The 11,877-nt window shown below is 73.4% G+C and carries 10 protein-coding genes; 4 read left to right on the forward strand and 6 right to left on the reverse strand.

Annotation, left to right across the window (positions count from 1 at the left end; all coding sequences use genetic code 11):
• The first annotated feature begins 57 nt into the window (after positions 1–57).
• Positions 58–246 (forward strand): DUF397 domain-containing protein, encoded by a 189-nt coding sequence (locus HKK74_RS39435; protein ID WP_312882123.1) that lies wholly within the window; start codon positions 58–60, stop codon positions 244–246.
• Positions 247–261: 15 nt separating this feature from the next.
• Here HKK74_RS39435 and HKK74_RS35625 read toward each other — a convergent pair whose 3' ends face one another.
• The 6 genes from HKK74_RS35625 to HKK74_RS35650 all read right to left on the reverse strand — a co-directional run bounded on the left by HKK74_RS35625 (position 262) and on the right by HKK74_RS35650 (position 8,317).
• Positions 262–2,493 (reverse strand): bifunctional serine/threonine-protein kinase/ABC transporter substrate-binding protein, encoded by a 2,232-nt coding sequence (locus tag HKK74_RS35625; RefSeq protein WP_187247826.1) that lies wholly within the window; start codon positions 2,491–2,493, stop codon positions 262–264.
• A 150-nt stretch (positions 2,494–2,643) separates the two neighbouring features.
• Positions 2,644–3,582, reverse strand: a complete 939-nt coding sequence (locus HKK74_RS35630; protein WP_312882117.1) for an NAD-dependent epimerase/dehydratase family protein — start codon at positions 3,580–3,582, stop codon at positions 2,644–2,646.
• Positions 3,576–5,153: a class I adenylate-forming enzyme family protein gene (locus HKK74_RS35635; protein WP_312882120.1), complete on the reverse strand. Its 1,578-nt coding sequence runs from the start codon at positions 5,151–5,153 to the stop codon at positions 3,576–3,578. Before HKK74_RS35635 ends, HKK74_RS35630 begins: the two co-directional genes overlap by 7 nt.
• The gene (locus HKK74_RS35640; RefSeq protein WP_312882121.1) at positions 5,144–6,313 is read right to left on the reverse strand and encodes a cytochrome P450; all 1,170 of its coding nucleotides are present in this window, start codon (positions 6,311–6,313) and stop codon (positions 5,144–5,146) included. Before HKK74_RS35640 ends, HKK74_RS35635 begins: the two co-directional genes overlap by 10 nt.
• A gap of 149 nt (positions 6,314–6,462) precedes the next feature.
• Entirely contained in the window at positions 6,463–7,290 is an 828-nt protein-coding gene (locus tag HKK74_RS35645) for a glycosyltransferase family 2 protein (protein ID WP_246492309.1), read from the reverse strand.
• Positions 7,291–7,315: 25 nt separating this feature from the next.
• A complete protein-coding gene (locus HKK74_RS35650) occupies positions 7,316–8,317 on the reverse strand; it encodes a 3-oxoacyl-ACP synthase III family protein (RefSeq protein WP_187247829.1) in 1,002 nt (333 codons plus the stop codon).
• Positions 8,318–8,580: 263 nt separating this feature from the next.
• Here HKK74_RS35650 and HKK74_RS35655 point away from each other — a divergent pair, with 263 nt between their 5' ends.
• The 3 genes from HKK74_RS35655 to HKK74_RS35665 form a co-directional block, all read left to right on the forward strand.
• Complete coding sequence (locus HKK74_RS35655; protein WP_187247830.1) at positions 8,581–9,741, forward strand: steroid 3-ketoacyl-CoA thiolase; 1,161 nt, start codon at positions 8,581–8,583, stop codon at positions 9,739–9,741.
• Between the two features lie 62 nt (positions 9,742–9,803).
• The gene (locus HKK74_RS35660) at positions 9,804–10,796 is read left to right on the forward strand and encodes an MBL fold metallo-hydrolase (protein ID WP_187247831.1); all 993 of its coding nucleotides are present in this window, start codon (positions 9,804–9,806) and stop codon (positions 10,794–10,796) included.
• A gap of 203 nt (positions 10,797–10,999) precedes the next feature.
• The coding region (locus HKK74_RS35665) for an SDR family NAD(P)-dependent oxidoreductase (protein WP_187247832.1) at positions 11,000–11,877 on the forward strand (878 nt) is incomplete at its 3' end.

An 11,877-nucleotide genomic window follows, 5' to 3' on the forward strand; every position in this document is an offset into this window, starting at 1 on the left:
CTATAGCCTGAAGTCGTGAGCGAAGCACAGAGCGACGAGGGCGTCATCATCGAGTTCATCGACGCCAAGGACGCGCCCATCCAGCACAAGGAACTCAGCGAGCGCGTGATCGTCATGCGGGACTCCAAGAACCCCGACGGCCCGGTGCTCTACTTCACCGAGGCCGAGTGGGACGCCTTCATCGGCGGGGTCAAGGACGGCGAGTTCGACGACCTCCTCGAGGAGGAGCCGCCCGAGGGCCTCTGAGCCGGCGCGCGGCGGCTACGAAGGCCCCGAGAGGGTCGCCGTCGCCGCGTCGCCGCGCAGCTCGATCCGGCCGCCCTTCACCAAGTACGCGTAGACGGCGCCGGTCGCGGGGTCGCCGGTGGCGGTGAACCCGACCGGCCGGGACACGCCCGCGAATCTCACCGTGCCGAGATACCGGTTGATCGCCGCACCGGTCCCTTCGCCCGCCGTGCCCTGCCCACCCGCGCCGCCCGCCTTGACGGCCTGCAGGAAGGCGGTCGCCGCGTCGTAGCCCTCGGCGGTGAAGTACCCGGGGAGACTGCCGAACCGGGCGCGGTAGCGGTCGCGGAAGGACTGGGTCGCCTGCTCCGTGCTCTGCGAGGCGTCGAAGCAGGAGCAGGCGAACACGGTGCCCTCCGCGTTGCCGCGACCGGCCGCGGACACGAAGTCCGCCGCGAGCGCCGCGTCGGACAGGGCGAACCGTGCCTTCACCCCGGCCGCGCGCGCCTGCTTCACGAGCCGTGCCGCCGGTGCGTACCCGCCACCGTAGAAGACCACGTCCGCGTCGGACGCACGGATCCTGCCGACCAGAGCGGAGAGGTCGGTGTCCCGCTCCGGCAGCCGCCCCTGGGTGACCCTGACGCCGCGTTCGCGCAGCGAGCCCGCGACGTCGTCCGCGATGTCCTGGGTGTACCTCTGCTCGTCGTCGGCCACGAACACCCGCTTCGGCTTCGCGGTGCGGTGCACGAACTCCGCGGCCGACCGCGCCACCTGCTCTTCACTGGGCACGAGGCGGTGCCAGAAGCTCAGCCCCTTGGTGGACAGGGCCCGGCCGGTCGCCGCGGTCGAGATGCTGGGCACCTTCGACTGTTCGAAGACGGGCGCGGCCACCTCGGCCTCACCGCTGAACGGCGGGCCGACCACCCCGACGACCCCGTCGGCGACGAGCTTGCGCGCGGCTTCGGGCGTGCGCTCCGCCGTTCCGCCCGTGTCGGCCGTGACCAGTACGGCGGTCACCTTCGGCCCGGTCTGGTTGTACTCGTTCACCGCGAGCTGCGCGCCGTTCAGCATGGGTCGCACGGTGTCGGCGTATTCCCCGGTCAGCGCGCCGGCGAAGCCGATCCGCACCTGCGCGGCACCGGCCGCCGCCGGGCTCTCGTCATCGCGCAGCACCGCGTAACCGGCGACCGCGGCGACGATGGTGACCACGGCGGCGACCGGTGCCCCGACCTTCAGCAGGACCGAACGCCGGGACGAGGAGGACGGGCGGGGCGGGCGGGGAAGGCCCGCGGGCAAGTCTCCCCCCGGGCGGGTGGGCACCGTCGTGCCCGACTGCGGCCGGTACGGCGGCGGGACGGGTGGCGGTCCCATCCGCGGATCCGTCGTAGTGGTGGCGACGTTGGCGCCGCGGCTGAGGGCCGGCTCGATGCCGCTCGCGGCGGCGGGGCTCGGCTGATCGACGCCGCCCAGCAGGCGGAGCAGTACGGCGTGGGCGGTGGGCCGCCGGGCCGGGTCCTTGTTCAGGCAGGCCGCGACGAGTTCCCTCAGCGGCTCGGGTAGAACGCTCAGATCCGGGTTCAGATTGATGATCCGGTGCATCACGGCCGGAATCGTGTCGGACCCGAACGGAGCGTCGCCGGTCGCTGCGAACACCATTGTCGAGGCCCACGCGAACATGTCCGTGGCGGCCGCCACCGGGCCGCCGGCGAGCTGCTCGGGTGCCATGTACGCGGGGGTGCCCACGACCTGGCTGGTCATCGTTACGGCGGAGGTGTCGAGCGCCCGCGCGACCCCGAAGTCGATCACTCGCGGCCCGTCCGGGCCCATGAGCACGTTCGGCGGCTTGAAGTCCCGGTGCACGATGCCGGCCTGGTGGATCGCCGCGAGCGCGGTGGCGGTGCCGATCGCCAGCCGGACGAGGGCCGAGCCCGTACGCGGCCCGTCCCGCTGCACAACGTCCTTCAGCGACGCGCCCGGCACGTACTCACTAACGATGTACGGCTGGTCGCCGGCCACGTCGGCGTCGAGCACCTGGGCGGTGCAGAATCCCGCGACGCGTTCGGCCACCGCGAGTTCCCGCACGAACCTGGACCGCGCCCCGGCGTCGCCGGTGAGCTGGGCCAGGAGCAGCTTGACGGCGACCTCCTGGCCGTCCGGGCCGCGCCCGAGGAAGACGACGCCCTGACCGCCCTCACCGAGCCGTCCGATCAGCTCATAGTCGCCCAGCCGCGCTGGATCTCCGGGCAACAGAGGCTGGGCCTCGGCCATCCGCCCTCCACGATGTCGTGCGCTCCCCGGCGTCGTCCCCTGCACTTCTACCGCGTGCGCCGATGGCTCGCCTACCGCCGATGTACGAGAGCTTCGTATGACTTATCGGACGCACTGCGTTCGTACCTGGTTTCGGACGGTATCAGGCGCTCACCATGTGGCGGCCCCCCGGAAGGAGGTCGACACCGGCGTGTACCCGAGTCGTGACCGGGCGGCCGTGATGTCGAGCGTACGCTCCACCGCCAGGTGACCGACGGCGTAGCGGGTGAGCCTCGGCGGCTCCGTGCGCCTCGCGAGGAGGTGCACGCCCTCCACGGCCGAGGCCAGCGGCCAGGCCGCGCGCGCCGGGACGTACGCCGGGCGCGCGTCGACCCGGCGTTCGGCGAGGATCGCGCGCAGGGCGTCGTCGAGCGCGACCGGCTCCGCGTCGGTCACGTTGAACACGCCCTCATCCGCCCGGGCGTCCGTGGCGCGCACGCAGGCCCGCACCAGGTTGCCGATCGAGGTCAGGCTGACCCGCTGCCGGCCGTCGCCGGCCAGGATCAGCCGCCGGCCGCGCACCGCCGACAGCAGCCGTGGGAGCAGCGTCGTGTCGCCCGGCCCGTACACCGCGTGCGGCCGCAGGATGACGACCGGGCGGTCCGCGACGGCGAGGACGGCGCGCTCGGCTGCGGCCTTCGAGGCGCCGTAGGCGTTGGCGTAGCGCCGGACCGGCGCCTCGTCCTCGGTGGCCATCACCGTCGGGCGGTACGGGTCGTACACGCTGGCCGTGCTGACGTGCACGAACCGGGCACCCGGGAAGGTGGCGAGCGCGTTCCTGGTGCCGCCCAGGTTTGTGACGAAGAACTCCGCCGCCGGGCCCCAGTCGCTGACGGTGCCTGCGCAGTGCACGACCGCATCCACGCGCGGCGCCTCCGTGAGGGGGGCCCGGGTGAGATCCCACGACCGGTAGGCCGCACCGCCGACGTGCGGCGGCGCGATCTGGGCACGGCGCCCGTACGCGTGGACGGCGCAACCACGCCGGGCGAGCTCCCGGCACACCGCGCCGCCGACGAACCCGGACGCGCCCGTCACCGCGACGGTCAGCACGGTGCCGCTCCGGGGTGCACGAGCTCGCGCAGCCGGTCCCGGTCGACCTTGCGTCCGCGACCCGAGCGCGGTAGTTCGGGGAGCACCGCGATCCGGTCCGGCAGCGCGGCGGAGTCGATCACATCGGGGAGCTCGCGCCGGAGCCGGCCGGCCAGCCGGTCGTCGGCGTCCGCGCCGTGCCGTGTGCCGACGACCACGAGGACGACCTCCTCGTCACCCGTGCGCGGATCGGGCAGCCCGACGATGGCGGCCTCGGCGACCCCGTCGAGGGCCGTGATCGCGGGTTCGTACAACCCCGGGTAGAGGTTGAACTTCCCCCGGATCAGCATGTCCTTCTTGCGCCCGGTCAGCACCAGGCGACCGGCCCCGTCGAGCCGGACGAGATCCCCCGTGGGAAGCTCGGTGAGGGGCGGGTGGCCGAGGTGGCCACGGCACAGGTTGGGGCCCGAGAGCAGCAGCTCCCCGTCCTCGGCGGGCCTGGCCCCGATGCCCGGCAGTGGCGCGCCGAGCAGGTCCCCCTCGCCGCCCGACTCGGTGTGGGCGAGCTTCTCGCCGGCCGAGGCGATCGCGACCGGCAGGATCTCGGTCATGGCGTAGACCGACAGCACCTCGGCGTGCGGGGCGGCGCGCACCGCGCGCCGCAGCACCCCGGCGGGCGCGGGCGCGGCTCCGAGCAGCACGTGGCGCAGGTGTTCCGGCAACGCCGTGCCCTCCGCGCGCAGCGCGTCGAGCACCTCGTCGAGCTGTACCGGGACGCAGAACGTGTGCGTGGCCCCGCGGTCGCGCAGCCCGCGGGCGAAACCGGCAGGGGAGCAGCCGAGCGGCGGCATCGACCAGCGCGCACCGGAGATCAGCGTCGGCAGCCCGAGCATGAGCTGGTCGGTGTGCACGACGTCGCCCGGGCCCAGCGGCAGCCGGGCCCGGAAGAGCTCCAGGGCCGCGGCCAGCGACGCCTGGGTGTGCACGACCGCGCGAGGGCTCGCCGTGGTGCCCGAGGTGAAGATCACGGCCGCGGGCGCGTCCGGCCGGGCGTCATCGTCGGTGCCGGGCTCCGGAGCCGCGCCACGCGTCAGCCGGGCCAGTGACAGCGCCCCCGGGGGCACCCCCGGCAGCCACCGGCCGGTGTAGACGTGCCGCATCGCCCGGCCGCCCGGAACCGTCAGCCGGCCGAGGTCGGGCAGCAGCAGGCCCCGGCGGCGCGCGTACGACCGCACGGGCGCGAGCCGGCTGCCCGCGTAGAGCACCGCCTCGGCGGCCGACCACGCAGGCCGGGCCAGGTCAAGCCGGGCCGCGAACATCTCCGGGCCCGCGCCCGGGTCGGCGAAGACGACGACTCCCCCGGCGGCGACCACGCCGAGGGCGAGCGCGAGGGCCCGCGGCGAGGGGCGCACCGAGAACAGGACACCCTCGCCCGGCTCCAGCCCCGCCTCGACCAGCCCATGTCGTACGGCGAGCACCTGACGGCGCAGCTCCCCGTACGTCAGCTCGGCGCCGTCGCCCCCGACGAGCGCCACGGAGTCAGGCGTACGAGCCGCCTGTCGGAGAACCAGCCGGACAAGCGTCACACCCACCCTCCCCCCTTGTTGACTCGCGGCGTGTCGGGGGTCACAGGGGGCTCTGCACCACCGACACGCCGCAACTCAACGGAGCGGTACGCGGGGATCAGCACGCCGCGCGCCGGCCGCCTGCGCACGATCTCCAGTGGCGTGGCGGCGAGCAGGGTCCGGGCCACGGCCCGGATCTCGGCCATCGCCAGCGGGTAGCCGAGGCAGAAGTGCGGCCCCGCCCCGAACCAGAGCCGGCGCGGATCGAGCGGCGGCCGCTCCGGGTCGAACGGGCCGAAGGCGCGACAGCAGTTGTACGTCGCGATCAGCACCCGGTCACCCGGCTCGACGGCGACCCCGCCGACCCGGGAGCTCCGGTGCACGCTGCGCAGCATCACCGGGGTGGGCGTGGTCACCCGCATCGCCTCGTCGATGCTCGGGTCGAGCAGCCGGCCGGGGTCGGCGGCGACCTGCTCCAGCCGGCCGGAATCGTGCAGCAGCGCGATCAGCCTCGGCACCAGCGTCGCGACGGTCTCGGTGCCGGTGAGGAAGAAGGCACCGGCCGCGCCGCGCGCCTCGGCCTCCGACAGGCCGAGCGCGCGCATGCGGCCCATCACCGTGCGCTCGTCGCCGGAGGCGTACGCCCTCGCGGCGATGGCGCCGATCGGGTCCAGCACCCGCCGGGCCCGCGCGGCCTGTGCCGCCGACAGCCGGCGCTTGCGCAGCGACACCATCGAGACGATCTCCTCGCCTTGGGCGAACATCTGCCGGTAGGCCGTTTCGCCGGTGGCCTCCAGCCCGATCACCTCGCAGATCACCGCGCCGGCCATGACCCGCATCTCGTCGGCCACGTCCACGGCGGCCCCTCGGCGCAGCCGGCCGGCCAGCCGGTCGAGGGGCCCGGCGAGGACGTCGTCGCACAGCCGCTCCGCGTAGCCGGGGGTGAAGAGCCCGGCCAGCTTGCGCCGCAGTTCCCGATGCCCCTCGCCCTCCATGTTGAGCAGCACCGACGGGCCGAGGACCGGCGTCCACAGCTCACCCGGCGAGCCGGGCCCGTCCTTGCGGAAGGAGTCACCGTCGAGCAGCACCTCACGCGCCGCCGCCGCGTCGTTGACCACGACCCCGACCCCCGGCACCCGTACGACCGCTCCGCACCGGGCGACCGCCCTCAGCAGCGGATACGCCACCGGATGAGCGGCCAGCTGAACCCGCCTCTCCCACTTCCCACCACCGTGATCGCGCCCCTTCCGCTTCCCACCGCCGTGATCATGCAGTTGTTCGCGCCCCTTCCGCGCGAACAACTGCATGATCACGGGAGGAGACGGGGCCCGGCGGGTCACCGGATGTCCACGACGTCGGGCTTGTAGCGATGGTCGGCGTACCAGCCGAGCGTGCCCACCAGCCCGTAGGCCCGCAGCCTGCGCACGGAACCGAAGACGACCACGTCATTGCGCAGGCCGTACGCCCGCGTCAGGGTGCGCACCCGGTTCACCAGCGCGCGGTCCTCGTGCACGTCCTCGATCCTGGTACGGGGGAAGCCCCCCGCCCGGTCGTACAACGCGGCGGTGATCGCGACGTTGCAGCCGGGCATCATGACGTACGGGCCGAGGTGGGCGGGGTCGCGGTTGCCCGGACGCAGCCGGCCGAACAGCGCCGCCACGGACACCACCGCCGGGAGCAGCCGCCGCTCCCACCACTTGAGCCGGAACTCGTCCGTGCGCGGGCGCAACGGTCCGCTGACCATCTCGAGCCCCTCGCCGAACGCCCGCTTCACCGCGGCCACCCAGCCCGGCGATGGCAGGCAGTCGGCGTCGGTGCGCGCGATGTAGGTGGCGCCGTAGGCGATCGCGTGCCGGATCCCGGTGTCGGCCGCCGTCCCGGTGCCCTTCTCCGGCTCGGTCACCAGCCGCAGGTTCACGCCGGGATGCTCGGCGGCGAACCGCCGCACGACCCCGGCCGTGTCATCGGTGCTGGCGTTGTCCACCACCACCAGCGCGAAGTCGGCGTCGGTCTGCTCGGCCATCCGCCTCAGCGTCGCGCCCAGCGAGCGCTCCTCGTTGAACGCCGGGATGACGACCCACAGACCAGAGGAGGGTGTCATCGGATCGGGACTCCATGTCATCGGCTCGGCGTTCCGTGCCATCGGCTCAGCGTTCCCCGTCATCGGCTCAGCGCTCCCCGTCATCGGCTCAGAGCTCCGCGAAGACGACGCCGAGGCTGACACCGCCGGCCAGGCCGAGCAGTGCGATCCGGTCACCGGGGCCGCAGCGGCCCTCCTCGATGGCCGCCGCGAGCTGCACGGGCAGGGTGGCGGCGGCCATGTTCCCGTGATCGGGCAGGGTGACGACCAGCCTGTCCGCCGGGATGCCGAGCGCCGAGCGGAGCATCCGCAGGTACGGCACAGTCACCTGGTGGACGCCCACCATCGCGAAGTCGTCCCACGTCAGGCCGGTCGCGGTGAGCGCGTCGAGGAAGACGCCCGGGCCCTTCAGCAGGAACGCGTCCTTGAGCCTGCGCCCGTCCCCGGCGAAGTAGCCGTAGTCGGGGTCGCGGGGGTGCATCGTGCCGCCGCCCGGCAGGGTGCCGATGTCCCACGCCCGCGACTCGGCGGCGAAGTCGCGGTAGAACACTCCCCCGGCGTGGCCGCGCTCGAGCAGCATCGCGGCGCCCGCGTCCGACAGCGTGTAACCGGCGAACGCGTCGACGAACTGCGCCCGGTCGCGCACCCGCCAGCGGATCGCGCGCGACGGCACCTCACCGGTGCACACCAGCACCCTCCCGTACTGCCCGGTGCGGATCAGCGCGTCGGCCGTCTGAAGCGCGTTGAGGAAGCTGTTGCACGCGTTCTTGACGTCGAAGACCGGGCAGCGCGCGCCCAGCTTGGCCGCGACGATATGCGCGGTCGCCGGCTCGACGAGGTCCTGTGACGCCGAGCCGAAGACGAGCAGGTCGAGCTGCTCGGCGGCGACGCCCTCGTTGGCGAGCAACTTGCCGGCCGCGGCGACGGCCAGGTCGGACGCCTGCTCATCGTCGCGGGCGACGTGGCGCACCCGGATCCCGGTCATCCGCTCGACGATGCCTCCGTAGGGGACGAACCCGTCACTCTCGTCGGCCACCCGCCGCTCCACCTCGGCGCTGGTGACCATCCGTGCGGGCAGATGGGCCGCGACCCCTCTGATGCGGGCTCTCATCGCAGGCGCCTCTCCTGTGCTCGTCGTGATGAAGCGATGCCGAAAGCCTCACCGAATGTGCCCGCCCGACACAGAGTGAACATACTCAACCGCGTTTGAGGCACTTAGCCCATCCTCGGCCCGCCCGGCCCGCCGCGTCCCGGACGACCACGCGGCCGCTCGGGCCGACCGGCACGGCGAGCACCCGCCTTCCCCGCCGAAACTAGAACAGATTACAGTTACAACCGGAATGGCGTTCTAGAAGTTGTTCCAGAGGAGGCCGCATGGGGACCCCAGTGATCGTCGAGGCCGTCCGGACGCCCATCGGCAGGCGGGGCGGGTGGCTGGCCGGTCTGAAGCCCCAGGCGATGCTCGCCCACGCGATGCGCTCGGTGGTGGAGCGGTCGGCGATCGACGCTCGTGAGATCGGCCAGGTCTTCGCCGGGTGCGTCACGCAGGCGGGTGAGCAGGGCGGCCACGTGGGGCGGCACGCCTGGTTGTACGCCGGGCTGCCGTACGAGGCCGGGGTCACCACGCTCGACGCGCAGTGCGGGTCGAGCCAGCAGGCCGTGCACCTGGCCGCGGCGCTCGTGCAGTGCGACGTCGTGGACGCCGCGATCGGCTGCGGCGTCGAGGTGATGAGCCGGGCGCCGCTCGGCAGCAACGTGCTGCCCGCCCGGCCGAGGCCGGACGACTGGTCCATCGACCTGCCGAACCAGTTCGAGGCAGCGGAACGGATCGCCGCGCGGCGCGGCATCACCCGCGACGACCTGGACGCCTTCGGGGTCCGATCCCAGCGCCTGGCCGCCAAGGCCTGGGCCAACGGACGCTTCGACCGGGAGATCAGCCCGATCGAGGCGCCGGTGCTCGACGACGCGGGTGAACCGACGGGCGAGACCCGCAGCGTGCGCCGGGACCAGGGGTTGCGCGAGACCACGCCCGAGGGGCTTGCGCGGCTCCGGCCGGTCATGGGCGAAAAGGCGCTGCACACCGCGGGAACGTCGTCGCAGATCTCCGACGGGGCGGCGGCCGTACTGGTGACCTCCGAGGACGCCGCGAGGGCGCGCGGGCTGACGCCGCGAGCCCGCATCCGGGCTCAGGCGCTGGTCGGCGCGGAGCCGTACTATCACCTCGACGGGCCGGTGCGGGCGACGGCGAAGGTTCTCGAAGCGGCCGGCATGACCCTGGAGGACATCGATCTGTTCGAGGTCAACGAGGCGTTCGCGTCCGTGGTCCTGTCGTGGGCGTCGGTCCACGAACCGGACCTGGACAAGGTCAACGTGAACGGCGGCGCGATCGCCCTCGGCCACCCGGTCGGCGCCACCGGGGCCCGGCTGATCACCGGCGCGCTGCACGAACTGGAGCGCCGCGACGCCGAGACCGCCCTGGTCACGATGTGCGCCGGGGGCGCCCTGTCCACCGCGACCGTCCTCCAGCGCGTCTGACCGAACCGACCCGACCCGACCTGGCCACCGACACCCCGCGAACCCATCGAAAGCGAGACCGCGTGCGACCGTCCCCCACTCCGGAGAACCTCGGCGACGGGGTGTGGAGCGTTCCCGTGCCCATCCCGGGCAGCCCCCTGGGCCATACCCTGGTGTACGCGCTCGAGAGCGCGCGAGGACCGGTGCTGATCGACGCGGGATGGGAGCATCCCGACGCCTGGGCGGCGCTGCGGGACGGGCTCGCCACCCTGGGACTCGACGTCACCGAGATCAGCGGGGTGGTGGTCACCCACCATCACCCCGACCACTCCGGTCTCGCCGGCCGGGTCCGCGAGGCCTCGGGCGCGTGGATCGCGATGCACCACGCCGACGCCGCCCTCGTCCGGCTGTTCCACGACATGGTCCGCGACGGCAGGGCCCGTGAGCTGCGGCTGGCGTCCGCCCGCAAGGCGGGAGCCGACATCGGCGACCGCGAGGCGATGGGCCCGCCCACCGACCCGCCGGCCGTACCGGACCGCGAGCTCGACGACGGCGACCTGGTCGACCTGCCCGGGCGCAAGCTGCGCGTGGTCTGGACGCCCGGACACTCCCCGGGGCACATCTGCCTGCATCTGGAGGACGGCGACCGGATCTTCACCGGTGACCACGTGCTGCCCAGGATCACCCCGCACATCGGCCTCTACCCGTACGACCTACCGGATGTGGACCCGCTGGGCGACTTCCTGGACTCGCTCGAACGGGTCGAGGAGATCGAGGCCGGCGAGGTGCTGCCCGCGCACCAGTACCGCTTCACCGGCCTGGCCGGACGGGCGCGCGAGATCGCCGAACACCACGAGGAGCGGCTGGTCGAGGTCACGGGCCTGCTCACCGACCGGCCCTCGACGCTGTGGGAGCTCACGGCGGCGATGGGGTGGCGATCGGCGTGGGAGGCGATGTCACCGATATCGCGTCAGATGGCCGCCGGCGAGGCCGCCGCCCACCTGCGCACCCTCGAGCGGCGCGGCGTCGCACGGCGCTACGACGGCGACGAGCCCATCCGCTTCGTGCTGCGCTGAGGGGGGCGCACGTCCCGCGGCGGGCGGCGGGTGGGGAGCGTCACATGGCGGTCGACTGCCTTGATGCGGCCGGGGTCTCATGTTAGAACGTGTTCTAGCTGGAGGGCCAAGCAAGCGCTCAGTCAGCCCTCGGGTCCCCACAGTTCCACGTGTCCCGCAGACCCCATGGACCCACGGGTCCCACGGGGAGGAGTGGTCGGTTCGTGAGCGATCAGCAGGACCAGTCGACAGATCTCCAGGGCAGGGTCGCCGTCGTCACCGGAGCGGGCGGCGGGCTCGGCCGCTCCGAGGCCCTCGCCCTGGCGGCCGCGGGTGCGCGCCTGACGCTGAACGACCTGCCGGGAGACGCCGTGCACGCCGTCGCCGAGGAGATCCGGGCGAGGGGCGGCACGGCCACCGTGCACGAGGGCGACATCGCCGATGGGGCCACCGCCGAGGGGGTCGTGAAGACCGCGCTGAGCGCCTACGGCTCCCTCGACATCCTGGTGAACAACGCGGGCTTCACTCGAGACCGGATGATCTTCAACATGTCCGAGCGGGAATGGGACGACGTCATCCGCGTTCACCTGCGGGGGCACTTCGTCACCTCACGGCACGCCACGGCCTACTGGCGGCAGAAGGCCAAGGACACCGGCGGCCCGGTCTACGCCCGGGTCGTCAACACCTCCTCCGAGGCGTTCCTGCTCGGCGCCGCGGGCCAGCCCAACTACGCCGCGGCCAAGGGCGGCATCGCCGCCCTGACCCTTTCCATCTCGCATGCCTGCGGCCGCTACGGCGTCCGGGTCAACGCGATCTGCCCGCGCGCCCGTACCGGCATGACCGCCGAGGTGTTCGGGCCGGCCCCCGCCGACGGCGCCGACCCGCTGTCGCCCGACCACGTGGCGCCGCTGGTCGTCTACCTCGCCTCGCCGGCGGCCGAGCACGTCACCGGCCAGGTCATCATCGTCCACGGCGGCATGGTGGCGGTGATGGCCGCGCCGGTGGTCGCGCACACCGTGCGTACGGAGGGCACCTGGACGGCCGCGAGCCTCGCCGAAGCACTCGGCCCGCACCTCGCGAACCCCGACCCCGATCCGAACCC

This window comes from Actinomadura alba (assembly GCF_014323705.1).
GTDB classification, from domain to species: domain Bacteria; phylum Actinomycetota; class Actinomycetes; order Streptosporangiales; family Streptosporangiaceae; genus Actinomadura_C; species Actinomadura_C alba.